The organism is Fibrella forsythiae (assembly GCF_017353175.1).
Classification (GTDB): Bacteria; Bacteroidota; Bacteroidia; order Cytophagales; family Spirosomataceae; genus Fibrella; species Fibrella forsythiae.
Genome location: NZ_JAFMYW010000001.1, coordinates 860,880 through 884,637, shown reverse-complemented (window position 1 = coordinate 884,637; position 23,758 = coordinate 860,880). Strand labels below are relative to the sequence as shown.

At 54.6% G+C, this 23,758-nt stretch carries 22 protein-coding genes; 12 read left to right on the top strand and 10 right to left on the bottom strand.

Annotation, left to right across the window (positions count from 1 at the left end; translation table 11 throughout):
- The first annotated feature begins 228 nt into the window (after positions 1-228).
- The 4 genes from J2I46_RS04225 (at position 229) to J2I46_RS04210 (ending at position 5,176) form a co-directional block, all read left to right on the top strand.
- Positions 229-1,779, top strand: a complete 1,551-nt coding sequence (locus J2I46_RS04225) for a DUF1800 domain-containing protein (RefSeq protein ID WP_207327677.1) — start codon at positions 229-231, stop codon at positions 1,777-1,779.
- A 112-nt stretch (positions 1,780-1,891) separates the two neighbouring features.
- Entirely contained in the window at positions 1,892-3,457 is a 1,566-nt protein-coding gene (locus J2I46_RS04220) for a DUF1501 domain-containing protein (RefSeq protein ID WP_207327676.1), read from the top strand.
- Positions 3,458-3,706: 249 nt separating this feature from the next.
- A complete protein-coding gene (locus tag J2I46_RS04215) occupies positions 3,707-4,426 on the top strand; it encodes a Bax inhibitor-1/YccA family protein (RefSeq protein WP_207327675.1) in 720 nt (239 codons plus the stop codon).
- Positions 4,427-4,675: 249 nt separating this feature from the next.
- A complete protein-coding gene (locus tag J2I46_RS04210) occupies positions 4,676-5,176 on the top strand; it encodes a GreA/GreB family elongation factor (protein WP_207327674.1) in 501 nt (166 codons plus the stop codon).
- Positions 5,177-5,239: 63 nt separating this feature from the next.
- On the opposite strand, the gene J2I46_RS04205 is transcribed toward J2I46_RS04210, so the two are convergent.
- Positions 5,240-5,959: an SDR family oxidoreductase gene (locus tag J2I46_RS04205; RefSeq protein ID WP_207327673.1), complete on the bottom strand. Its 720-nt coding sequence runs from the start codon at positions 5,957-5,959 to the stop codon at positions 5,240-5,242.
- A gap of 173 nt (positions 5,960-6,132) precedes the next feature.
- On the opposite strand from J2I46_RS04205, the gene J2I46_RS04200 reads away from it, so the two are divergent.
- Positions 6,133-7,296: a PQQ-dependent sugar dehydrogenase gene (locus J2I46_RS04200; protein WP_207327672.1), complete on the top strand. Its 1,164-nt coding sequence runs from the start codon at positions 6,133-6,135 to the stop codon at positions 7,294-7,296.
- A 258-nt stretch (positions 7,297-7,554) separates the two neighbouring features.
- A complete protein-coding gene (locus J2I46_RS04195) occupies positions 7,555-8,703 on the top strand; it encodes a hypothetical protein (protein ID WP_207327671.1) in 1,149 nt (382 codons plus the stop codon).
- Here the strand turns inward: J2I46_RS04195 and J2I46_RS04190 are convergent.
- Positions 8,654-9,592, bottom strand: coding sequence for an alpha/beta hydrolase (locus tag J2I46_RS04190; RefSeq protein ID WP_207327670.1), 939 nt, complete (start codon positions 9,590-9,592; stop codon positions 8,654-8,656). The genes J2I46_RS04195 and J2I46_RS04190 overlap by 50 nt on opposite strands.
- Before the next feature lie 102 nt (positions 9,593-9,694).
- Between J2I46_RS04190 and J2I46_RS04185 the strand changes: the two genes are divergently transcribed.
- Positions 9,695-10,270, top strand: coding sequence for a DinB family protein (locus J2I46_RS04185; protein ID WP_207327669.1), 576 nt, complete (start codon positions 9,695-9,697; stop codon positions 10,268-10,270).
- On the top strand, positions 10,271-10,981 hold the full coding sequence (locus tag J2I46_RS04180) for a pseudouridine synthase (protein WP_207327668.1): 711 nt from the start codon (positions 10,271-10,273) through the stop codon (positions 10,979-10,981).
- Between the two features lie 108 nt (positions 10,982-11,089).
- On the opposite strand, the gene J2I46_RS04175 is transcribed toward J2I46_RS04180, so the two are convergent.
- The 3 genes from J2I46_RS04175 to J2I46_RS04165 all read right to left on the bottom strand — a co-directional run bounded on the left by J2I46_RS04175 (position 11,090) and on the right by J2I46_RS04165 (position 14,125).
- A complete protein-coding gene (locus tag J2I46_RS04175) occupies positions 11,090-11,494 on the bottom strand; it encodes a hypothetical protein (RefSeq protein WP_207327667.1) in 405 nt (134 codons plus the stop codon).
- 137 nt (positions 11,495-11,631) lie between these two features.
- Positions 11,632-12,780 carry a DEAD/DEAH box helicase gene (locus tag J2I46_RS04170; RefSeq protein ID WP_207327666.1) on the bottom strand — a complete coding sequence of 383 codons (1,149 nt, stop codon included), beginning with the start codon at positions 12,778-12,780 and terminating at the stop codon, positions 11,632-11,634.
- A gap of 16 nt (positions 12,781-12,796) precedes the next feature.
- Complete coding sequence (locus J2I46_RS04165; protein WP_207327665.1) at positions 12,797-14,125, bottom strand: DEAD/DEAH box helicase; 1,329 nt, start codon at positions 14,123-14,125, stop codon at positions 12,797-12,799.
- Between the two features lie 150 nt (positions 14,126-14,275).
- Between J2I46_RS04165 and J2I46_RS04160 the strand changes: the two genes are divergently transcribed.
- Both J2I46_RS04160 and J2I46_RS04155 read left to right on the top strand, forming a co-directional pair.
- Positions 14,276-15,610, top strand: coding sequence for a DEAD/DEAH box helicase (locus J2I46_RS04160; RefSeq protein ID WP_207327664.1), 1,335 nt, complete (start codon positions 14,276-14,278; stop codon positions 15,608-15,610).
- A complete protein-coding gene (locus J2I46_RS04155) occupies positions 15,594-16,226 on the top strand; it encodes a hypothetical protein (protein ID WP_207327663.1) in 633 nt (210 codons plus the stop codon). The genes J2I46_RS04160 and J2I46_RS04155 overlap by 17 nt, the downstream gene beginning before the upstream one ends.
- A 300-nt stretch (positions 16,227-16,526) precedes the next feature.
- Here J2I46_RS04155 and msrA read toward each other — a convergent pair whose 3' ends face one another.
- The 5 genes from msrA to J2I46_RS04130 form a co-directional block, all read right to left on the bottom strand.
- Complete coding sequence (gene msrA / locus J2I46_RS04150) at positions 16,527-17,174, bottom strand: peptide-methionine (S)-S-oxide reductase MsrA (RefSeq protein WP_207327662.1); 648 nt, start codon at positions 17,172-17,174, stop codon at positions 16,527-16,529.
- Positions 17,175-17,343: 169 nt separating this feature from the next.
- Complete coding sequence (ggt, locus tag J2I46_RS04145; RefSeq protein WP_207327661.1) at positions 17,344-19,086, bottom strand: gamma-glutamyltransferase; 1,743 nt, start codon at positions 19,084-19,086, stop codon at positions 17,344-17,346.
- Positions 19,087-19,305: 219 nt separating this feature from the next.
- Entirely contained in the window at positions 19,306-19,569 is a 264-nt protein-coding gene (locus tag J2I46_RS04140) for a hypothetical protein (RefSeq protein ID WP_207327660.1), read from the bottom strand.
- Between the two features lie 39 nt (positions 19,570-19,608).
- Positions 19,609-20,070, bottom strand: coding sequence for a hypothetical protein (locus J2I46_RS04135; protein WP_207327659.1), 462 nt, complete (start codon positions 20,068-20,070; stop codon positions 19,609-19,611).
- Positions 20,071-20,400: 330 nt separating this feature from the next.
- The gene (locus tag J2I46_RS04130; RefSeq protein WP_207327658.1) at positions 20,401-21,669 is read right to left on the bottom strand and encodes an acetyl-CoA hydrolase/transferase family protein; all 1,269 of its coding nucleotides are present in this window, start codon (positions 21,667-21,669) and stop codon (positions 20,401-20,403) included.
- Between the two features lie 194 nt (positions 21,670-21,863).
- Between J2I46_RS04130 and J2I46_RS04125 the strand changes: the two genes are divergently transcribed.
- Both J2I46_RS04125 and J2I46_RS04120 read left to right on the top strand, forming a co-directional pair.
- Complete coding sequence (locus J2I46_RS04125) at positions 21,864-22,871, top strand: hypothetical protein (RefSeq protein ID WP_207327657.1); 1,008 nt, start codon at positions 21,864-21,866, stop codon at positions 22,869-22,871.
- A 90-nt stretch (positions 22,872-22,961) separates the two neighbouring features.
- The gene (locus J2I46_RS04120; protein WP_207327656.1) at positions 22,962-23,639 is read left to right on the top strand and encodes a phosphatase PAP2-related protein; all 678 of its coding nucleotides are present in this window, start codon (positions 22,962-22,964) and stop codon (positions 23,637-23,639) included.
- Positions 23,640-23,758 lie beyond the last annotated feature (119 nt).

The window sequence follows — 23,758 nt, the reverse complement described above, 5'->3', positions numbered from 1 at the left end:
GTACGTACGGGGAAACCTGTTTTTTGGTTCAGCAGGGTTTTCGTATAAAAACTGGAGCGGCCCATCGACCCACAACATGGGTAGTTTACGTCCCGTCAGCTACACATAGGTAAACGATTCCCGCGTACCTGATAACTACCTGCAATTGTGTGCCTGATTAAAAAAAATTAATACTGACGATCAGGCTTTTGTTGGCAATATTTGGGTAATTCTACGTTTCCGAAGTATATGGCCCTAACCGACCCCTACCGTAAACCCTTAACCGGTCAACAGGCGGCGCACTTGTTGAGGCGGGCTACCTTTGGCCCGTCGCCCGCCCAGATCAGGCAGTTTACCGGGCTGACGCCGCAAGCCGCCGTAACGACGCTACTGACGACACCCGCAACGCCAACTCCGCCGGTCGACCCCGCGACGCTGAAGCCCTTCAACACGCTGGCGTTTGATACGGTGCAGGCAACGGCCTGGCAGAATGCAACCAAGTACTGGTGGCTGGGCCTGATGGTGAACGAAGGCCCGTCGCTCCGGGAAAAAATGGTCGTGTTCTGGCAAAACCACTTTGTATCCACGTTCGGGGTGGTTGCCGATGCCCGCTACATGTACCGGCAAAACACGGTGCTGCGGTCGCATGCGGTCGGGAATTTCCGGGCGTTTGTGATCGACATGACCAAAGACCCGGCCATGCTGCGCTACCTGAACGGGAACCAGAACGTGGTCGGCAAACCCAATGAGAATTACGCCCGCGAGCTGCAGGAGCTGTTTACGATCGGGGTAGGCAACTACACCGAAGACGACGTGAAAGCCGCCGCCCGCGTACTTACCGGCTGGACGGATGTGGGCTACCGCAGCACGACCAGCGTAGATATTTCAACGACCTTCCGGTCGGCCCAGCACGACGGCACCGACAAGGTGTTTTCGGCAGCGTACCAGAATAAGGTCATCAAAGGCCGAACCGGTACTACGGCGGGTGATACGGAGCTGGGCGAGCTGGTCGATATGATCCTGGCTCAGCCCGAGGCGTCGCGGTTCATTGTCAGGAAGCTGTATCGCTGGTTCATTAACTCAACAATCACGGCTGATATCGAGCAGAATTTCATTGAGCCTCTGGCGTTGCAATTCAGGCAGGGCGGTTTCGAGATAAAACCGGTCGTGACCACGATGTTGACGAGTCAACACTTTTTCGACGATGCGTTGCGCGGCGCCATTGTAAAATCGCCGTTGGAACTGAACGTGGGTACGTTGCGCTACTTCGGCATTAAAGCGCCCGATGCCGTGACGAACCAGAGCGGCTTTGCGCAACTGATGGCTTTTGTTCAGGCAAGAAACGTTGAACAGCAACAGAACATCATGGACCAGCCGACGGTGTTTGGCTGGCGACCGTATTACGACACCGGTTTCTATGATCTCTGGATCAACAGCACGACGCTGGCGTTACGCGGTTACTTTACCGATCAACTGACGGCCGGAACGGTTAAATACGGTGTCGATAAGCTGGTGCTCGACCTGATTGCGCTGGCAAAGCTGACGTCGGACCCATCAGACCCGGTAAAGCTGATCGATGAGTGGTCGGCCCTGTTTTTTGCCGTAGATATGACCCAATCGCAACGCGATTTCCTGATCGATAACGTACTGATCTCGGGCTTACCGCGCTATGAATGGAACCTGGAATGGCAGACCTATATGAGCGACCCCACCAACAAAAACAAGCAGATGGCCGTCAACACAAAACTGAATACCACCCTGCAATACATGTTCCGCCTGGCTGAGTATCAGGTTTGCTAACCGGATTTCGGATTGGGGATCTCAGATTGGGGATTTGCGCTGCTTATCACCAGTCATGAAACCAAGCGAAGCAAATCCGAAATCCACAATCCGAAATCCCCAATCTTCCCCTATGGATCGTCGACATTTTCTTCAACATGCGTCTGCTTCGTTGCTGCTGCCCGTTTTTATTGATGGGTTTGGGGCAAAAGCGTTTGGATCTCCCAATTCGGCGTTCATGCAAACGCTGCTTCAACTGGCTACGGCGACCGACCGGGTGCTGGTGATGATTCAGCTGAACGGCGGGAACGACGGGCTGAACATGGTGGTGCCGCTCGATCAGATGAGCAAGTACACGGCCCTGCGAACCAACATTGCCCTGCCCGAAGCCAAGGTGCTGAAACTGACAGGGAACCTGCAGACGGGGCTGCATCCGTCGATGACGGGTCTGCAAAGCCTGTATAACGAGGGGAAGGTATCGATCGTACACAGCGTGTCGTACCCGACGCCCAACTTCTCGCACTTCCGCGCCAGCGATATCTGGTTTACCGGTGCCGATTCCAGTCAGGTGCTGACTACCGGCTGGGCGGGTCGTTATCTGGACGCCGAATGGCCCGGCTATCCTACGGGGTACCCAACCAAAGACGTACCTGACCCGCTGGCCATTCAGATCGGCTACATCACCTCAACCGCTTTTGCCGGTCCGGGCGGGCCAATGGCTGTGGCTATTCCGAACCCCGACACGTTTGCCCAACTGGTAGGCGATAAACCGGCCATCGATCTGGCGCCGCCGCCCAATACGCCGGCCGGTCAGCATATTACGTACATCCGGCAGCAGCAACTGTCGTCGGTAGCCTACGCGTCGCAGATCAAGGCGGCGGCGGCGAAAGGCAAAAATCTGGTCACGTACCCAACCGGCAACGGCCTGGCCGATCAGCTCAAGATCGTGTCGCGGCTGATTCACGGTGGCCTGCAAACGCGGGTGTATTACGTGACCATTGGCGGATTCGATACCCACGCCAGCCAGACCTCGACCACCGATACCACGACGGGGGCACACGCAACACTGTTGAAGACGCTCTCCGACGCTATCAAGGTATTTCAGGATGACCTGCGCGTGCAGGGTACCGAAGACCGGGTGGCGGGTATGACCTTTTCGGAATTTGGTCGCCGGGCCATTTCCAATGCCAGCTATGGCACCGATCATGGCGTGGCGGCCCCCTTGTTTGTTTTCGGGAAAGGTGTGAAGACCACAGTGATCGGTAAGAACCCCAACCTCTCGGATCTCGATAACAACAACATCAAAATGCAGACCGACTTCCGGCAGGTCTACGCCGCGCTGCTGACCGACTGGCTGGGCGCGGGTAAACCGGAGGTGACGTCGGTATTGCAGAAGAGTTTCGATATCGTCCCCATTTTCCAGCAACTCATTACGGCTACGGAACCCCTGGCATCTGCGTTGCGGCTCTATCCGAACCCGGCGTCTGACCGGGTTACCCTGGAAGGCGATGTCCTGCTGGCCGGGGTCAGTAACCTGCAGGTGGTCGACCCGTCTGGCCGGGTCATGGGCGTGCCCATCAACCGGTTGTCAGACCGGGCGTTGGCGATGGATGTTCAGTCACTGGCTGCCGGTACGTATGTGGTTGCTCTTCAGGCTGGCGATCAGCGGTTTTCAACACGGATGCTGGTGGCGCGGTAAGCCGGAAGAAGAGCAACCGTTTCATCACAGATCAACTGGCACCTGCCTTTTTTGCCAGCATGCCGGCTGGTGAACGTGCGTTTCAGACGAGATGACATGGCCGGCGCAAATCAACTTGCAGCGCGACGTAATTTTCTCCTGCTTCGTCCATAATTCGCTGCATTTTTCGTTTTTATAAAAGAAAAGTCTGTTAATTCCGTCAATTTCGTCGGAAATTATGTTGTAGAGGTAACGCTAACCAAATCCCACATGACCAATCAGAATCAGCCTAGAGTACAATCGAGATACATTACGCCCGAAGATGTTGAACGGGAACAGGCAGCCTTCATGACGCAGGTCTACGGCTGGATGAGTGTCGCCCTGCTGATCACCGCTGTGGTGTCTATTTTTACGGCGTCGTCGGAAACGATGCTGGAACTGATCTTCGGCAACCGGATCATTTTCTACGGCCTGCTCATTGGCGAACTGCTGATGGTGATGGGGCTGTCTACGATGATCAACCGGCTGACGGCGTTACAGGCTACGGCCCTGTTCATTGTTTATTCAGCGCTCAACGGCCTGACCATGGCGTGTATTTTCCTGATCTATACAGGTACGTCCATTGCGTCGACCTTTTTTATCACAGCCCTTACGTTTGGGGCGATGAGCGTCTACGGGTATTTCACCAAAACAGACCTGACCCGTATGGGAAGTCTGCTGATGATGGGCTTGATTGGCCTGATCATCGCGTCGGTGGTGAACCTGTTCCTGCAGAATGATGTGGTAAGCTGGATTACCAGCTTCCTGGGTGTGCTGATCTTCACGGGGTTAACTGCCTACGATACGCAAAAGATCAAGGAATCAAACGCCGTTGGCAATACCGATGCCGAGTCGGACCGCAAAGGAGCCATTATGGGTGCCCTGCGCCTTTATCTGGATTTTGTCAATCTGTTCCTGTATCTGCTTCGTTTCTTCGGAGGCCGGAAATAAACCGGAACGACGCGTTCGTTTTTAAACAAGGGAGCCTATCGTGTGGCGCTTTACTGGCTGCGGTTCATCTGAACAGCGCCTGTAGGCTCAACACGATAGGCTCCTTTGTCTTGTTTCCAGCCTGCGGGCAACTGCCTGAAGCGCGTTCCCTCATGGTTAAAAGCAGATGGGCCGCATTGTGAGTTTAGCAGAAGAAGCTAAAGCTGAAGCAAGCATCCGGCAGCAACACAGGACACTAAACCCGATACGATGAGTCGTGCATTTCTTAAAAACGAATCGGCAGATGACCCGGTCGTGATTCCGGCGCGGGCACCGCTGCCGCCGGGTGTCGCCAACTACGTTACACCCCGTGGATTGACCCTGTTACGGGCTGAACTGGCCGAACTGGATGCCGAACACGCACAGGTGCAGCGCACGGAAGCAGACGAGACTGAACGTACCCGGCAACTCGCCCTCATCAACGGGAAGGTAGGTGCGTTGCATCAACGTATTCGGAGCGCGCAGGTTGTGAATCCGGGTGCTCAGCCACCGCACGAAATCCGATTTGGGGCGGCGGTAACCCTGCGCCCAAAAGTCGGCCCCGACCGTCAGCTGACCATCGTTGGCGTTGACGAAGCCGATGCGGCCAACGGACTGATTGCCTTTACCGCCCCCATTGCCAAAGCCATGCAGGGCAAACGCATTGGTGATATTGTTCCTCTCCGTACCATGAAAGGAGAAGAAGCCTATCAGGTGGTGGCGATCAGGTAAGCATGTAGGGGGCTTCGCCAGTCACCGGCAAGGCAGGCTGGCGGAGCCCCCGACACTCGATACCTACTTCTTCCCGCCCGGAATGGTGGGCCGTACCTCGATTTTGCTGGGGAGTGTGCGGGGGTGCATGCTGAGAAGGTCGATCACTAGTTTACCGATGTCTTCAGGCTGAATTTTCCAGGCGTCGGCCTCAGACGGGGTGTGGTCGGCGAATTCGGTAGCGACCGAGCCGGGCATGATTGTGCTGACCTTGATGCCTTCGCTGCGCAGGTCGAGCATGATGGCCTGTGAGAAACCGACCAGGCCAAATTTGCTAGCATTATAGGCCGACCCTTTCTCGAAGAAATTGGTGCCAGCCAGACTGGCAATGCTGATAAAATAGCCCTCTGTCTTCTTCAACTCGGCAAGGCTCGCTTTCACGGAGTTGAATACGCCTGTCAGGTTAATGTCGATGGTTTCCTGCCATTGTTCAGGCGTCAGTTCCTGAATCGGGGCAAAATGACCCACACCCGCGTTCGCAATGACGTAATCGAGCCGTTCCCACTGCTGGACAACGGCATCAACTACCGCCTGCTGCGAGGCCAGATTGCGTACGTCGGCAGCCATACCGATGGCATAACCTTCCCTGATTTCATTGAGTTGTTGAGCGGCCTTATCGGCGGCCTCCTGTGAGCGGCTGGTAATAGCCACTTTCACGCCTGATTTAATAAGGGCTTCGGCCACACCGTAGCCAATGCCTTTTGATCCCCCCGTTACGAGGGCTGTTCTGATATGATCTGCCATAGACCTATAAGTCAGCCGGGCCTGCATAGGTTTCGGAAAATCGGCAGATTTTAGGCAACAGTGATCCCTGTTGCGCTGAACTGGAACGGCAAGACAGGGATAATCCGGTCACCGGCCTGCCAACAATGTGACGGGGAGCCTCGTTCTGTTAACAAGAACAAACAACTCGACGTATGAACTACGCATCAATTCTGGCGGCCGTATGCGCCGTTGCTATCCTGAATCTGACTTCCTGTAAGCAAACCGACCTGGTTGATGCCGGGGGCGATACCCTCTCGACGCAAACACCGACGATACGTACCCAGACTGTGCTGACCGGCTACGAAATCATCTGGGGTATGGATTTTCTGCCCAACGGCGATCTGATTTTTGGTGAAAAACGCGGTCGGCTATACCGTCGCTCGGGCGAAACCGTGACGCAGCTAACTGGCTTGCCCGCAGACATCAGCACCCAGGGGCAGGGCGGCTTGCTGGACATTCGTGTACACCCTAATTATGCCGCTACCGGATGGATCTACGCCTCCTACGCCGCGTCGGCAACCGGTACAACGAACACCCAACTCAATCTGATCCGGTTCAAGATAACGGGCACTGCACTGACCGACCTGCAAACGATCTTCCGGGCGTCGGCCACAAACCAATGGAAAGGACACTACGGCAGCCGGATCGAATTTGACCGGAATGGATTCCTGTATCTGAGCATTGGTGAAGGTGGCCCATCGACCTACGGTGGGGCTTCGTCGCCAAACAAGAACGCGCAGAATGTACAGACGGAATGGGGGAAAGTGCACCGAATGACCGATGCGGGTGCCGTTCCTGCCGATAACCCGGTGTTGCCTGGCAACACCGCCCCAACGACGGTGTTCTCCTATGGTCACCGGAATCCGCAGGGGCTGATCCTGAATCCAACAACGGGTGATCTGTGGGAAAGTGAGCACAGCGCCAAAGGGGGCGATGAGGTAAACATCATCCAAAAAGGTAAAAACTATGGCTGGCCGCTTGTATCCTACGGAATCAATTATGACGGAACAACCATATCGGCCAGTCCGACAATGACCGGCATTGAAAACCCGATCTACACCTGGACGCCCTCCATTGGCCCTTGTGGGCTGGCCTTCATCACCAGCGATTCGTTCAAAAGCTGGAAAGGTAATTTGCTGGTGGGTGGGCTTGCCTTAACGTACCTGAGTCGGCTGGAGTTGTCTGGCAATCAGGTTGTTCGGGAGTCGAAGTTACTGGAAGGAAACCGCATTCGTAATGTGAAGCAGGCCCCCGATGGCAGCATTTATGTCTCTGTAGAGGGCCCGGGCCGTGTGCTCCGACTAGTAGCGGAATAAGCTGAGCTGTATCATGCTGTTTGGCTTTGCGAGGCAGGCCTGTCTCACGAAGCATGCGCCACAGTGCGAAAGCAACCCGGCTCGCAAAGACAGACAGCGTGATACAGCAGGCCATCAGGTGAACGATTTTACCCTCGTTTTCCAACGGAATAGCTGAGTTTTGAGTCCAGGAAAGGATAGTTAAAAATGGGCTTGTATCACTAGACTGGCCCGATTGAATTACTAACTTGCTGTCATAATTCCTGAACTCGCTGACGTGTGAAAACTTTACTGACTCTTCTTCTGCTGGGTAGTCTGCAAACTCTGCTGGCTCAGCCTGGTCAATCTGGCAAACAAACACCGGTTCTCCATTTCGTGCTGATCGACAGTACAATCGTGTCGGGGCGCGTAATAAAACAGGACAGCAGTATGGTGGTTGTTCGCAAACGAAACGGCGACCTGACGTACCTGGAAACCTATCAGATTGTTCGGCGGAGCGACATCATGCCACAGCGCCCTGATCAGCCCGGTGAAACGATCAGCTCGTTTAGCCTCAGAGACGGGGCCACTGTTACGGGCCGGGTTATCAAGCGAACACCGTTGGCCATCGTGGTGCGCCAGCAGAACGGAACGCTGAGCTACATTGACCCGGGCGATGTGCTCAGCACGGATACCGAGGCCGGTACGTTACCGACCGGTACATTGTCCGGCCCTGACGGTAACGTACCGGCCGGGTCGCCGTATTTGCTCAACAGCCATACGGCCTATACGCCTCGGTCCGGGCAAGTCTATTACCGGAATACAAACCTGATCCGGAATGAACTGGAGCTTGGTATTACCAATGGCTGGAGCCTGGGGATAGTATACAATCCGCTGATTACCAGTTTGTATGCCTCATCGGTTCTTATAAATGATGCCATCTACACCAATTCAGATTTTGGTACGCAGATCTACACGCGGATCGGTATACCCATTGGGCGGAAAGTTCGGGTTGGGGCGGAGCTGCGGACGCATCTGCAATATCCGGAGTACGCACCCACAATGAGAACATCGTTTTTGGGCCAGGCACAACTATCGATCGGTGACCAGATCAGTAACGTGACGCTCGGTTATACGTTTAAGCTGGGCGACCAGAATGCGGCGCTACTCAACGAAGGCGCCCTGACGATCGGGGTCCGGCAATACCTGAGTCCTTCGCTGTCATTTGTGAGCGATAATTCGATCAAACTGGTTACGTCTTTTTCGTCGCCGTTTGCCCGTTTAGCTGCCGCCCTTCGTATTCACCGTCGGCATCATGCCTTCGATATTGGGGTGCTATCGGCCGTCAATCGCTACATCTACAGCAGTTACTACGGCTATTACTCGTGGCAAACCAAATTCAACGCATACCCATACCTGGGCTACAGCGTGCAGTTTGGGCGCCGGTAAGGCCAAGTAACGGGCCAGAAGCCATAAAAGCGATTGCCTCCCGGTAGATGATGTTCCGTTTCCAGAAGAGCTGCTTCACCATGGGCACGTGTTCCTTGCCCGGAATGACCGTGTAGCGGCTGTTGATCCCCAGCGACTGCAGTTTGTCGTGCAGGGCTTTCGTTCCGGATATAATGCTTGGGTAGGTCTTCTCACCTGTGTACAGAAGCATCGGTGGCGTGTCTGCTTTCACCTGGAACAGCGGCGACATTGCCCGCCAGCCATCGGGTGCTGTTCCGAACGAGGTCAGGTATTGTTTATCGCCGGGAAATTCCATCTTCTTCAGGTAATCATACATATTGATTCCTGCGGGATCATCCAGGATGGCACCTTTAACCGGGTTTTTCATGAGGCCAACGTTCGCGAACAGGGCATCGTTGGTGGCCAGCAAGGCGGCCAGTCCGCCACCGGCCGAATGGCCCATTACGTAGATTCGGTTGGGGTCGCCGCCGTATTCGGCAATGTGCTGGCTGGTCCAGGCAACGGCCTGCGCACAATCGTCGGCCATGGCGGGTACCTGTACGGCTGGCGACAGCCGGTAGCTGATTATGACGGCCACAACGCCCTGTTTAGCCAACCGGCGACCAATGAACCAGTAGATGTTTTTGCTGCCGCTGTTCCAGTTGCCGCCGTGAATGAACACAACGACCGGAAAGGGTTTGTCTGCTTTTCTGTTGGGCCGATACACATCCAGCACGTTTTTCTCGGCGCTGAAACCGGGTGCTGTCTGGACCTTGTAGGGAATATTCCTGATTCGTTCACTGGTGATCGAAATGCCGGAGCTGTTGATGGACAGGAGGGTTGACAGAAAAAGAAACAGGCAGAGTGGCCGTAAGGCGTGACGGGGCATGGGAGGGGGGGGGGATGGTAAAAGACCTGATACAGGTAACACGGTTGGGCAGTCGGTAGTTTTGATTTTGCCGGTGCTGCCGATTCCTGTACATTCGTTCCTATGGAAGAAAAACACCCGTCGACCGTTTCCGGCCCCATTACCGACGCGGAACGTACCTACGCCATTGAACTGCTCATAGCCACACGCGACAGCCTCAGGCAAACACTGGCTGGTTTATCAACGGCACAGCAGCAGTACAAACCAGCCCCGGACCGATGGTCAATTGCTGAATGCACTGAACATATTGCGCTGGTTGATCGGGGCATCTTCATGTCGCTTCAGAAAGGGATGGCTGTGCCGGCAGATGACTCGAAACGGACCGATGTGAAACTGTCTGATGTGTTTGTCATCAAAGCAGTTCGGAGCCGGGGAACTGCAACACCGGCTCCGCTGGCGTTTGTACCGACCGGGCGCTACGGCGATGTTGAATCGGCATTGGCCATTTTTGAGGAGCAGCGCGCCGCCGAGATCGCCTATGTTCGGGCGGCAACGGAAGACTTCAGAACCCACTATTTCGACCATCCGTTTCTGGGTACGTTAGATGCGTTTCAGGCCGTGTTGCTCCTGGCGTCGCATGGCGAACGGCACCGGAAACAGATCGAAGAAGTAAAGACTGACCCCGGTTTCCCCAACTGAATGGCTGCGTTACCTATTCTGTATCAGGCCGATGGGCTGGTGGCAATCAATAAGCCGCACGGCCTGCTGGTGCACCGATCATTTATAGCGGCCGATGCCAGTGAGTTTGCCGTTCAGTTGCTGCGCGATCAACTGGGACAGCGGGTGTATCCCGTCCATCGGCTCGATCGGAAAACGGGCGGCGTATTGCTTTTTGCCCTCACGGAGGCCCTGAATTCAGCCATGCAACAGCAATTTGCGGAAGGGCAAGTACACAAGACGTACCTGGCCATCGTGCGCGGCTACACCCCCGACCAGTTAGACATCGACTATCCGCTCCGGCGCGACGATGGCAACGGTAAGCCAGGTACGTTGCAGGATGCCTTCACTGCCTTAAAAACGCTTGAACGTGCCGAGGTACCCGTGCCATTCGGCAAGCATGAAACGTCGCGCTATTCGCTGGTCGAACTAACGCCCGCGACGGGCCGGATGCACCAGCTTCGGAAGCACATGGCGCATATTTTTCACCCGATCATCGGCGATCGGCCACACGGCTGTAACAAGCAGAACAAGCTTTTTCTGGAGCAATTCAATATGAACACGATGCTGCTCCACGCCCGACAGATCCAGTTCACGCGGCCCGATACCGGCGAACACGTCATGATTGAAGCGCCATTCCAGAACGAGTTTTCACGAATGCTGGGTACGTTGTTTGGAATGGTGGAAGCTTGATGAGTGAATAACGGTGCCCGGCGCTGACTGCACCTGTATTGCGCTGATGTGATATCCTGCAGCATACCAGTTGCGCTGTTTATGCAACATCCCAAATCCGACATTCACTCATTTAGGTTTTTCAGCCAATTTGGGCTTCAGCTTACCACGGGCGATGGGGGCGGGCTTCGAAGTTGGCGTTTCGTACCGGATCAGTTGGGCCGTGGCCAGTTCGTCTTTCGGCAGCTTCGTGATGAGCAGTTGATACGACCGGGTGCCGACGATCAGGTTTGAATACATGACGTATTTCCCGTTTTCGCGCGGTAAATCCCAATTCGCGGCCGACTGTTTGGCCAGCAGGGCTTCGTCTTCGTCGGTGAGGGCGGCGTAAACGGTATCGGGGATAAACTGCTTGCCGGTAACTCCTTCAATGACCGAGGCCACCGCCGAAGGCGTAGTTGATACCGGCTTGGTTTGGGCCACTGAGAGCCAGCTTATCAAGAGCAGGAGTACTACATGGACCAGCGTTTTCATAGACGTTTGTTGGCAGCGATCCGGCTTTCAGCGAAAGCTGCGGAAGCATACCAGTAGGTTTGTCTATTCAGAAGCCCTCAGATCGCCTGTTTGTTTGGTGTTGACCTATTTTATCGAGTCTGTACTGGCCAGAACGGCTAGTATCCCGTCAGTTGCAATGCAGCGGATTCGATCATCCCGACACGCTTGCCCATCTTCTTCTGGATAACTCCGAAATGGTGTTCATCCTCGGGCGTGATCAGCGAAATGGCTTCGCCAGAGGCATCGGCCCGGCCTGTGCGACCAATGCGGTGAATATAATCTTTGGGTGAGCGGGGAAGCTCGAAGTTGATCACGTGCGGCAGAAACTGAATGTCAATTCCGCGCGCCAGTAGATCAGTGGCAACCAGCACGGGTATCTGGCCCGATTTGAATTTCGCCAGTGCTTCCGTTCGTGCGCCCTGTGTTTTATGCCCGTGCATGGCCACCGCCTGAATGCCGTTTTTAGCCAGCTTGGCCACCAGATTATCGGCTGTTCGGGTGGTTGAAACAAAGATCAGTACCTGCTTCAGCTTGCCGGATTTAATGAGGTAGCGAAGCAGCGCACTTTTCCGCTCGGGCGTGACGCGGTACGCCGTTTGTTGAATCTGATCAATGGATTTCTCCGCTTCCTCGATCTCGATCGTAATGGGTTTGCGCAGTACCGACGCGCCAATGTCCTGGATGGCGTCGCCGAGGGTGGCCGAGAAAAGCACCGTTTGTCTGTGGCCGGGAAGCAGGTCGAATACCTGTTTCATTTCGTCGGCAAAGCCCAGTTCCAGAATTTTGTCGGCTTCATCAAGCACCAGCGTCTCTATACCCGACAGCTTAACGGCGTTCTGCGCGACCAGGTCGAGCAGGCGACCGGGGGTGGCCACCAGCACGTCGGCCCCGCGAACGGCGATCATTTGCGGATTGGCCGATACGCCGCCAAACACTGCCACCGTCTTGATGCGGCGCGGCAGGTCAGCGCCAAATGTCTGAAATACAGTGGCTACCTGCGCGGCCAGTTCACGGGTTGGCACCAGCACCAGCACCCGGTGACTCACCGAACTGCGCACCAACGCCCGCTGACGTTGTAGCCGTTCGAGAATAGGAAGTACATAGCTGGCTGTTTTACCAGAGCCCGTCCGGGCAATGCCCAGTACGTCTTTTCCAACCAGAATAGCCGGGATAGCCTCCTGCTGAATCGGGTAGGGCGTTGCATACGCCTGTTCCGTAATGATGGTCAGCAGTGGCTTCGACAAGCCGAGGTCAGAAAATTGCATAGGATTAAGGGGGACGTTATTTTTTGCCGCTGCGTTTGATGGGCCGTCCGTACTTCAGCATTTTCTCGGCGGCATAATCACGGCGGACGTTAACTTTCTGGTTTTTCGCCGATTTCTCATGAAAAGCCGGGCCAACCTCATCCCGTTTCACCGTTTTAACGGTAATCGTCTTCATGTTCACCTTCGGTTTCTCTTCCTCGAGCAAGACGGGCGAAATGAGCAGATCGGCCGGTACGGGAACCATCGGGATGGGGTAGTTCATCAGCGTTTCAATGGCCGTCTGGCGATCCTGCTCCGCATCCGTAATGAACGCAATAGCGATCCCTTTCTTGTCGGCCCGGCCCGTACGGCCAATCCGGTGAATGTAGCTTTCCGGCTCTTCGGGTAAGTCGAAATTAATGACGTGCGACACGTTGGCCACGTCGATTCCCCGCGCCACAATGTCGGTGGCGATCAGTACGCGGATGGTGCCGTCGTGGAACTGGTTAACGGCCTCGAACCGCTTGGCCTGCGCTTTGTTGGAGTGAATGACACCAACTTTCTCGGGAAAGCGTTCCGAAATTTCGTCGAACAGCAGATCGGCGAAGGCCTTGGTGGATACGAAGACCAGCACGCGATTCATGGTTTCGTCGCGTTCCAGCAGTAATTGGAGCAGGTTTATTTTCGTGTTGAAGTTCGGCAGAGGATATGCCATCTGCGAAATACCCGTCAGTGGTGTGCCAACAGGTGCCGCTTCAACCCGAACAGGGCTGGTGAAGAACGTTTCGATCAGCAGTTCAACGTCGGGTGTGATGGTGGCTGAAAAGAGCAGGTTTTGCCGTTTGGGCGGCAACAGATCGAGGATGATTTTAAGCTGCGCCCGGAAACCCAGATTCAGCATTTCGTCGACCTCATCGATCACCAGTTTCTTCACCGTTTTCATCTTCACGGCACCAGACGTCAACAGATCGACCAGGCGGCCGGGCGTAGCAACCAGCAGATCGGCACCTTGCTGTACCTCGGCTAGTTGCGGTTTCAGATTAACGCCACCGTAGACTCCCACCACGGTCAGATTCATGTAGGTCGTCAGTGCTTTGACGGTCTCAACCACTTGCACCACCAGCTCACGTGTGGGTACCAGCACAACCATCTGCGGGGTACGTTCCTTCGCATACTGATACTGACGCAGGCAGGGCAGGAGATAGGCGATTGTTTTACCCGTACCCGTCTGGGCAATGCCGCAGACATCGCGCCCCGACATGACCACCGAAAAAACCCGTTCCTGAATGGGCGTGGGGGTGGTCAGGCCCAGGTCATTCAGGGCGTTGAGCAACGGTTTGTTGAGATTGAGGTCGTCAAATGTCATGGCAATAGCATCAAGTAGTCCGCAAAGGTACGGTAATCCCGGAAGGCATCCGGATACCCCGTAGATAGATAGAAGCTTAAACGTACCCTATAAGGTTTCAAAGGAGGCCAGCGAGACGTGTATAGGCCGGATAAGCTGTACTTTTACGGCATGAATGAATCAGGTACCCCGCGTGGATTCGACCACGTTCTTGCTGCGCTCGGCATTGAGGCGCTGAACCCGATGCAGACGGCTGCTGAACAAGCTATTTTACCCGGCACAGATACCTTTCTGAGGGCACCCACCGGCTCTGGCAAAACGCTGGGCTTTCTCCTGCCGGTACTGTCATTGCTGCAGGCCGATACTGGTAAAGTACAGTGCCTGGTACTGGTGCCCTCGCGCGAACTGGCCATGCAGATCGAGCAGGTATGGCGGAATATGGCTACGGGCTTCAAGGTAAACGTTTGTTACGGCGGCCATCCGGTAGAAACGGAAGTGAAGAACCTGAGGAACCCACCCGCCCTGCTGATCGGTACACCCGGCCGCATTGCCGACCACCTCACGCGCCGCACGTTCGATACCCGCGGCATTCACACGCTGGTGCTCGATGAATTCGATAAGTCGCTGACGCTGGGTTTCCACGATGAGATGGGGTATATCGTTGAAAAGCTGACAAATCTGAAAACAAGGGTGCTCGTGTCGGCCACTTCAGGCATTGCCATTCCCGATTTTATTGAACTGCACAATCCTACCCAATTGACGTTTGAGGCCGATGAAACCAAACCGGGCGCCCTCGAACTGAAGGTTGTATACACCGACGGTCCCGACGATCGGGCCACGCTGTTTCGCCTGCTCTGCACGCTTGGTTCCGAATCGGCGCTGATCTTCTGTAACCTCCGCGACACCGTTGAACAGCTCAGTAGCTGGCTGAACAGCAAAGGGTTATACAGCATCGCCTATCACGGTGCTCTGGAACAGGCCGATCGCGAACGGGCACTGATCCGGTTCCGGGGGGGGAGCGTAACGTACCTGATCACGACGGATCTGGCGGCGCGGGGGCTCGATATACCCGACATGAAACACGTGATCCACTACGAGTTGCCGACACACGAAACCGAGTTCACCCACCGCAACGGACGTACCGCCCGGATGCATGCGTCGGGTACGGCTTACGTGATGCTGCCTCAGGGCGAAACCGGTCCGTTCTATATGCCCGAAAATCTCGAAGCGTTCCCATTACCTGCTCAAACGCCGGGTTTACCCGCACCACCTGACTACACAACCATGTATATTAGTGGGGGTAAAAAGAACAAGATCAACAAAATCGACATTGTCGGCTTCTTTGGCCAGAAAGGGCAACTGGCTAAAGATGACCTTGGCCGCATTGAAGTTGGTGATTTTATTTCGTTCGCCTCCGTCCGTCGTGATAAAGTGGCTGACCTGCTTAGTCGGATTCAAAACGAGAAGATGAAGGGTAAGAAATATAAAATTGAAGTGGCACGCTGAGAAAATTATTTGTCGAGGAGAAAGAGGACTCGGCGAAAAAAACGAACTGGCAATGACTAAAACTGGGAAAGCGTGTGCCAATTTTCTTATCGCTCTTTTGTTGAATGCTATACCAGGTACGTTCGCGTTTGCGCAAAAAATAGTTAAAACATTTGCTGACGTGTACCCTCTTCAGCGTCGGTACGTACCTGTACTGGACTCATCGCTCAATGTTGCTGCACTTTCTCTGAAAGAGCGCAATAAGCTGATCGAAAAAATAGTTGAGGTTGACCAGATGTTTCGGAAAAGCCTGAACAAAATAGGGGCGACGTCAGAAAGCGCTGAGGCAAAGCATTATGTAGGTTTAATGGTTACAAATGACGCTGTAAATCAGGCACTATTGCGGAAGATAATCAAGCTTGATGGCTGGCCTTGCGATGTAAAAAAAGGCGAAAAATCGCTGTCCTATAAAGCCTGGTTTATTGTCTGGCATGCTGGTATTCAACAGCAAAACGAGTTTTACCCGTACCTTAAAGCTGCGTACAACTCAAACTGTATGTATGAGACGCAGTTCAAACCGATAGATGAGGCAGTTAGGCGGGTTCGACAGTTTCAGAGCTTTACCATCACGAACTGATTAAGTATAAACTATTGGTTTGTTTGCACTACTTTTTGCCTGAAATTTATTTAGTTTCCGTATTGTCAGCCTAATCGTAACAGATTTGTAAGTTCAGTATCTGGTGATTATTTAGTTATGAAAGCAGATACCTACGAGAATGGGAAATTCGTACGGAGTAGCCCTGTTTCATTCAATCACTCACAAGGCTCACTGACTTATTTAGTGACTGTGGAACAAATCAGTAGACGTTTTATTACGCATAAAAGCCCCGGCTAAATATGGTATAGCCGGGGCTTTTATGCGTAATAAAACCTGTTATTAAACGCCTTCTTTTTTCAGCTTGCCCTGCATGGCATGGCGGAGTTTTTCGACTTTAGGCATCGAGACACCTTGAATGTAGGGTTGCTCGGGGTGTAGTTTGCAGTAGTTCTGATGATACTTTTCGGCGGGGTAAAAAACGCTGAATGGTACTACTTCTGTCACCACCGGATTGGGATAATGCTTTGAGGCGTTGGTACGCTGAATGGCGGCCAGGATTGCCTGTTTCTCGGCAGGCGTGCGGTAGAAAGCAACCGACCGGTAATCACGCCCCCGGTCGGGGCCCTGGCGGTTAAGCGTGGTCGGATCGTGACCCGCGAAAAAAGCCGTCAGCAACTCATCGTAGCTGATCACTTTAGGATCATAATACACCTGTACTGATTCGGCATGGCCAGTCTGGTCGGTGCCTACCTGCTGATAGGTGGGGTTGGGTACGTTACCACCCGAGTAGCCTGAAACAACCTCCCGAACACCTCGAAGTTGATCGAATCCTTCTTCCTGCGCCCAGAAGCAACCGCCTGCAAAGGTGGCTACGGCTTCGCCAGGTTTCAATTTTGGCAATGTGGCCGGGGCTGACTCGTCGCCCTGTGCCTGTGCGGCGCTACCAATCAGGAAACAGCCAAAAAGAAAGATATGAATGAATCGCATGCTATGTGTTTGTTTAGGACGATTTACGGTTTTTGCCGCGCTGCGGCTTTAAGCACCTATAGAATAAACACGCATCAACTGTAAATCGTCACCAGTTCGGGCTGGTTTTTGAGGACAGATCATCTCCGTCTACAGACTGATAACGAACGGGTTGACCATGGCGCGGACCTCAGTAACCTGCCGCCTGACCATCTTTTCGCATTTCGCTGGCACCCCGGTAGATTCGATTCAGTATATCACGCTGGATGGCCTGATACCCCCCAAAAAAGTCAGTCTCGGCCAGGTGGTGTCCGCGCCGTTCCAGTTCAGTGCTAACGCCGGTGCGTATACCGCTTTCGAGGGCTACTCGGCCGCCGTCGGTCATGGTGGTGCCGATGGGTTCACTGCTGCCGGCATGGCTAAACCGGGCCGCGTCGCCCGCTTCCTGTACGTTCATGCCAAAATCGATGATGTTGCAGATGACCTGAAGGTGTCCCTGCGGTTGCATGGCGCCGCCCATGACCCCAAAGCTCAGAAAGGGTTGCCCGTTCGTTGTCACGAATCCCGGAATGATGGTGTTGAACGGCCGTTTACCGGGGGCGTATACGTTGGCATGGCCGCGTTGCAGGCTGAAGCTGGTGCCCCGGTTGTGGAAAACGAAACCCAGTTTGTCGGGCACCATGCCGCTGCCAAACTCCAGCATATTGCTTTGAATCAGCGATACCATGTTCCCCTCGGCGTCGGCCACGGTCAGGTAAACGGTATCGCCTGCGCGCAGAGCCGGAGTGCCCGCATCAAGATGTTCTGACGCTTTTGCCGGGTCAATCAGTTTACGACGCTGGGCGGCATACTCTTTAGAAAGAAGCCAGCTCACGGGTACTTTCGCAAAAGCGGGGTCAGCATAGAATCGGGCCCGATCTTCGAACGCCAGCTTCTTGGCTTCTATCAGCAGGTGCAGGTAATCGGCACTGTTATGCCCCAGCTTTTTCAGGTCGAAACCCTCCACAATGTTGAGCATTTGCAAGACCGAAATACCCTGTCCGTTTGGCGGAAGCTCCCAGACGTCGTAGCCACGGTAGTTGACAGAGACTGGCTCAACCCACGTACTTTGGTGGGCGGCCAGATCGGCTTTCCGGAGAAACAGCCCGGTCCGGCGAGCATACTTATCCATAACGTCGGCCAGCGGTCCGTTATAGAATGCATGGCGCCCGCCTGCAGCAATCAGTTCGTAGGTACGTGCCAAGTCAGGGTTACGGAACAGTTGGCCCTCTGTGGGTGCTTGTCCGTTGACGAGAAACGTCTGCCTGAAGTTGTTGAATTCAGTGATATCGGTTTGGTTGGCTGCCAGTCGGCGGGCGGCTATCTGCCAGGAGAAGGCGATCACCTGTGGAACCGGCACGCCGTCTCTGGCACACCGGATGCCCGGAGCCAGGAGCGTGCGCATGGGGAGTCTGCCGAACCGCTGATGGAGTTGAAACCAGCCATCTACTGCTCCGGGCACCGAGACTGACAATGGACCATAGAGCGGAAGCTGTTGACGCGTACCTAACCGGGTGAGGAGGCTATCGTACGTAAGGCCCTTTGGCGATCGGCCGCTGGCGTTCAGCCCATACAGCTTTTTATCTTTTGCCGACCAGACAAGGGCAAACAGATCACCGCCGATTCCACCATTGTTTGGTTCGATGACGCCCAGCGCAGCATTAGCGGCAATGGCTGCGTCGACAGCAGTACCGCCCTTTTTCAATACATCGAGCCCGATTTGGGTGGCCAGCGGGTGACTGGTAGCAACCATACCATGCTGACCCAGAACCGGGCTACGCGTGGCAAACTGTAGCCCGGTAAGCCGATCCCCCTTGCCGGACTGCTGCGCAAAAACAGGCGAAAGAATGGAAATGAGCAGAAATGCCAGCCAGGCAAACAGGGTAAACTTCATGGTAAAAGCAGGTTGTTGCGGTTGCCCGTATGTTCCTGTATGAGCAGGCAGCCTTCCGGGTACGTACCCAGAAGAAGATCCCGAAGTTTCCCTACTTCAACCGCATATAGTCAGCTCTGTAAACCCACTTACATAGGGGTGCTACCGGGTTAATAAACCAAAATAAAGGCCCTTCCGATGCCCGGATGGGCATCAGAAGGGCGTACCGACACGACCGGGTTAGCGTCGGCCTCTCGACCAGCCGCCACCGTATGACCGGCCACGGGCGCCGGGGTAATAGGCACGGGGTGGCGGAGCGTAGTAGCGGGGACGCACCACAACGGGCGGTGCCACAATTACCGGACGGCGGGCATACCCGTAGCCGCCATAGTAAGGCGGCTGGCTATAGCCAACCCCGGTACTCAGATACGATGGTCCACAACTAGCCATCAAGATGATCAGTGCGCCACTCAGCAGCACAGACAGACTTTTTACTGCGTTCATTGTCGTAGAAATGAGTTAGTGTTGGACGAACAAAATTGCCTACCAGCGACGGCCGCTCCGACCGCCAAATCCTCCGCCGTGATGGCTGAATCCGCCACCGTAGCCATATCCATAAGGAAGAGCTGGCCGAACCACAACCGCTGGAGGGCCGTAGACAACCGGAGGTGGGCTAATGACCACCCGGGGAGGTATAACAATGACCTGTGGCTGAGGCGGGTAAGGCTGCCCATACTGAGTATAGGCACCATAACCGGTTGGGTACTGCACATACCCGTTCGGATAAGTCTGCCCGTAGTTGCCAGGGTATTGCCCGTTGCCGTTGTTATAGCCGTTCGGGTAACTCTGACCATAGCCGTTCAGGTACTGTCCGTATCCGTTGGGATAGTTGGGTAAACAGCCGTTCCCGTTGGAAGTCGCCTGGGTGTGCCCTGGCCCGTACTGCGCAAAACTTACAGACGTTATTCCCGCCAGCAGGCCGGCCGCAACCAGTGTTATCTTCATCGCTTTCATCAGTATAGTGGGCTTTCGCTCAATTTGCAGGTTAGATTACCTGCTGCCCGCTACGTTTAATGCGCTACCCGATAGACCAGTTAAAGTTCGGTTAATTCAACCGGCAGCACCCAAAGTCGTACCTGCTGTACGGCACCTTCAGGGAGGCTTATTCTTTCAGTAGCATACGGATTCTGGCTGTAATGCGCTCACTAGCTGGCGGTTGTGGTGCGTTGTGAACGCCCCTGATCCGCCCCTTTTTGTTGATGAGCAGCATCGACAACGCACCCGAATTCCTGCGGGTGCGTTGTCGACTCCGTCGGTCAGTACGGGTTAGAGTACCTATCCCAATCGGCCAAACCGTTCATAAGCCTGCCGCTCCAGTTCGTCGCGGTGGTCGGGGTGGGCAATGTTGATGAGTAACCGGGCGCGCTGCCGGAGGTTTCGGCCAAACAGATCGGCAATGCCCCACTCGGTTACCACGTAATGTACATGCGCACGCGTGGTGGTTACGCCGGCACCTTCTTTCAGAAAAGGTACAATTTTGCTCAATCCTTTGCTGGTTACGGAGGGTAGGGCTATAATGGGCTTGCCGCCCTCGGAGAGCGCCGCGCCCCGCACAAAGTCCATCTGACCACCCACGCCCGAATATTGCATAGTGCCAATGGTGTCGGCACACACCTGGCCCGTCAGGTCTATTTCGATGGCCGAATTGATCGCCGTTACCTTCGGATTCCGGCGGATAATGGCGGTATCGTTCGAGAAGTTCGCCTGTTTCATCGCTACAGCCGGGTTGTCGTGAATGAAGTCGTAGATGCGCTGACTGCCCATGACAAAGCTCGACACGATCCGGTAGGGGAGAACCGTTTTGTGTTCGCCTGTGATCACGCCCCGTTCAACCAGATCAATAATGCCGTCGGTAAACATCTCGGTGTGAATACCGAGGCCCTTATGGTGGATCAGTTCGGCCAGCGTAGCATTGGGAATGCCACCGATACCCAGTTGAAGTGTGGCTCCGTCTTCCACCAGGCTGGCAACGTGTTGGCCAATCTTACGGTCTGTTGCATCGATGGCGCCGGGAAGTACCTCATACATCGGCGCATCAACTTCGATGGCAGCGTGTAGCATGGAGTAGGGAATCAGCCCGTCGCCGTGGGTACGTGGCACACGCGGATTGACCTGCGCAATGACGTATTTGGCCGCCCGGATTGCCGCCAGCGATACATCGACCGATGGCCCCAGCGAGCAGTACCCGTGTGCATCGGGTGGTGATACCTGAATGAGGGCAACGTCGATGGGCAGGATCTTCCGGCTGAATAGTAACGGAATTTCGCTCAGGAAAACAGGTACGTAGTCGCCGATCCCCTGGGCAAGCTGCCGCCGCATATTGGCCCCAATGAAAAAAGAATTGGGTTTGAAAATGCCTTCATACCGGGGCTCCAGATACGGTAGCTTCCCTTCGGTATGGATGTGGCAGATTTCCACGTCGCGGAGACGGTCTGCCTGGTCTACCATGGCCTGAATGAGCACGTGGGGTGTCTGCGCGACACTATGAATAAAAACACGATTGCCACTCTGAATGGCTGATACGGCTTGTTCGGGCGTTGTCATACTGGGTTATTTCTGATGTGAAGCTCACATACGATCAACCCTAAATCGGGTTGCCTGGTTGCGATACGCAGGTACGTTCACCAGAATAAGAGAAGACCGGACTGCTGAGTATAAATCAGCGATTAATCAAGAGAATCGCTGATCAGGTTAAAATCTAGTATATTGCCTCATCGTCTACTCCTCTTAGCTCGTCTATGAAACTCACTGCTACATTTCTCTTATTAGGCTCCCTGTCAGCAACATCGGTCGTCGCCCAAAGTCAGATCGTGGTGCCCGATAATACACCAATCGCCATTAGTTCTGACAATGGTACGTCGAACCTCTACGTCGGTCAGAGTACCTCAATTGCCAGCGGAGCATCGGCCAACACTTTTTTGGGCAGCCAGGCAGGTCAGGGCAACACCTCCGGTGCGCGCAACACGTTTATGGGCCTGAAAGCCGGCTACCCAAACACCACCGGTTCAAACAATACGTTTGTTGGCTTTGAATCAGGCAAGAATAATACCGATGGCAGCGATAACGTATTCATGGGCTTCAATGCCGGGCAAAGCCTGCGCGGTGGTCGTGGAAACAGCGGCGTTGGGGTGGGGGCCGGCCCGCTGGATGGAGATGGCGACAACAATACGTACCTGGGCTTCAACGCCAGCAGCACCGGCAAAGGGTTATCGAATGCAACGGCTATCGGAGCAAACGCCCGGGTGCTAAGCAGCAATGCGCTTATTTTGGGCAACGGCGTCAATGTTGGTATCGGTAATTCATCACCACAAAGCCTGCTGGAGCTGACAGCCCGCACCGAAAATCAGAGCGGTCTGCGGTTTACCAACCTGACTGCGAAGTCGCCCGCCCAGAAACTGGTTGCCGAAAAGTTCCTGACCCTGTCAGACAAAGGAGATGTGGTGCTGGCCAGTCAGCTGAACACAAACCAGTTGGTGGTCCGTACTCAGACTGCCAGCCAGTGGGCGGATTATGTATTCACAAAAAATTACGCCCTTCAGCCATTGAGCGAGGTAGAGCAGTACATACAGAAAAACGGGCATCTGCCAGGTATTCCTGCCGCTGCCGAAATGGCCGACAAAGGGGTTGAACTCACCAAACTGCTGACTACGCTCGTACAGAAAAACGAAGAACTGACGCTGCACCTCATTCAGCAACAGAAAGAAATCAAGGCGCTGCAACAGCAACTGAAATCGCGGCAGCGGTAAGCCAACCAATAAGATTAAGCAGGCCCGGCAGTCAGACAGTGCGTTCTGATTGCCGGGCTTTTTATTGTTGGCGTATCTTTGCAGCCCCTTATGACTGAACCTCTCAAAGACACCCTGATCAGCGATGCCCACTCGGTACGCTGGCGGGAAGCCTGGCAACAACCCGTTTTTCGGCGAATGGCGATTGGCGGACTGCTGCTGGTGTGTGCGCTATTGTCTATCTGGCCGTGGTATTTAGCGAAAATCGAAGCCCGTGACGGCATACTGCTCAATGATGTTGTGTTGAACGCGCTGCCCCGACATGATGTATCACTGGCCGTTTTTCTGAGCTTATGGGGCGCCGCCCTGCTGCTGATTTATCGGGTACAAAAATCGCCGGCCATGTACCTGCGGTTTATCTGGGCGTATGCCTTTCTGTTTATTTCCCGCATCATCAGCATCGGCCTGACGCCCCTTGATCCGCCCGTCGGGTTAATCGAATTGCGCGACCCGCTCAGCAACTATTTCTACGGCGCAAAATTCATTACGAAAGACCTGTTCTTTTCCGGTCATACGGCCAGTATCTGCCTGATGGCTTTCTGCCTGGTGCGGCCTCTCGACCGCTGGCTGGTCTTTATCGGGACGGCCATCGTTGGGGTCGGCGTGCTTGTTCAGCGGGTACATTACACCGCCGACGTAGTGGCGGCACCACTTTTCACCTACGCCGTATACTGGCTGGCTGAGCGGTATACACGGAAAGCACTGGTAGCCATCACAGAACTGCGTTGACAGGCATACAGGTACGTTCCGTGAGTTGCCAGGGGATAATTTTCCGGCATGACTGTTTTGTCTGGATAGCCAAGCCACTCACAGGCGCTTGCAGACTTCTCAAACGTTTATCATAGGTT

Bases quoted from the DNA above. Each gene is read 5' to 3' on its own strand.
- J2I46_RS04225 (WP_207327677.1), top strand. From the start codon at position 229: ATGGCCCTAACCGACCCCTACCGTAAACCCTTAACCGGTCAACAGGCG.
- J2I46_RS04220 (WP_207327676.1), top strand. From the start codon at position 1,892: ATGGATCGTCGACATTTTCTTCAACATGCGTCTGCTTCGTTGCTGCTG.
- J2I46_RS04215 (WP_207327675.1), top strand. From the start codon at position 3,707: ATGACCAATCAGAATCAGCCTAGAGTACAATCGAGATACATTACGCCC.
- J2I46_RS04210 (WP_207327674.1), top strand. From the start codon at position 4,676: ATGAGTCGTGCATTTCTTAAAAACGAATCGGCAGATGACCCGGTCGTG.
- J2I46_RS04205 (WP_207327673.1), bottom strand. From the start codon at position 5,959: ATGGCAGATCATATCAGAACAGCCCTCGTAACGGGGGGATCAAAAGGC.
- J2I46_RS04200 (WP_207327672.1), top strand. From the start codon at position 6,133: ATGAACTACGCATCAATTCTGGCGGCCGTATGCGCCGTTGCTATCCTG.
- J2I46_RS04190 (WP_207327670.1), bottom strand. From the start codon at position 9,592: ATGCCCCGTCACGCCTTACGGCCACTCTGCCTGTTTCTTTTTCTGTCA.
- J2I46_RS04185 (WP_207327669.1), top strand. From the start codon at position 9,695: ATGGAAGAAAAACACCCGTCGACCGTTTCCGGCCCCATTACCGACGCG.
- J2I46_RS04180 (WP_207327668.1), top strand. From the start codon at position 10,271: ATGGCTGCGTTACCTATTCTGTATCAGGCCGATGGGCTGGTGGCAATC.
- J2I46_RS04175 (WP_207327667.1), bottom strand. From the start codon at position 11,494: ATGAAAACGCTGGTCCATGTAGTACTCCTGCTCTTGATAAGCTGGCTC.
- J2I46_RS04170 (WP_207327666.1), bottom strand. From the start codon at position 12,780: ATGCAATTTTCTGACCTCGGCTTGTCGAAGCCACTGCTGACCATCATT.
- J2I46_RS04165 (WP_207327665.1), bottom strand. From the start codon at position 14,125: ATGACATTTGACGACCTCAATCTCAACAAACCGTTGCTCAACGCCCTG.
- J2I46_RS04160 (WP_207327664.1), top strand. From the start codon at position 14,276: ATGAATGAATCAGGTACCCCGCGTGGATTCGACCACGTTCTTGCTGCG.
- msrA (WP_207327662.1), bottom strand. From the start codon at position 17,174: ATGCGATTCATTCATATCTTTCTTTTTGGCTGTTTCCTGATTGGTAGC.
- ggt (WP_207327661.1), bottom strand. From the start codon at position 19,086: ATGAAGTTTACCCTGTTTGCCTGGCTGGCATTTCTGCTCATTTCCATT.
- J2I46_RS04140 (WP_207327660.1), bottom strand. From the start codon at position 19,569: ATGAACGCAGTAAAAAGTCTGTCTGTGCTGCTGAGTGGCGCACTGATC.
- J2I46_RS04135 (WP_207327659.1), bottom strand. From the start codon at position 20,070: ATGAAGATAACACTGGTTGCGGCCGGCCTGCTGGCGGGAATAACGTCT.
- J2I46_RS04130 (WP_207327658.1), bottom strand. From the start codon at position 21,669: ATGACAACGCCCGAACAAGCCGTATCAGCCATTCAGAGTGGCAATCGT.
- J2I46_RS04125 (WP_207327657.1), top strand. From the start codon at position 21,864: ATGAAACTCACTGCTACATTTCTCTTATTAGGCTCCCTGTCAGCAACA.
- J2I46_RS04120 (WP_207327656.1), top strand. From the start codon at position 22,962: ATGACTGAACCTCTCAAAGACACCCTGATCAGCGATGCCCACTCGGTA.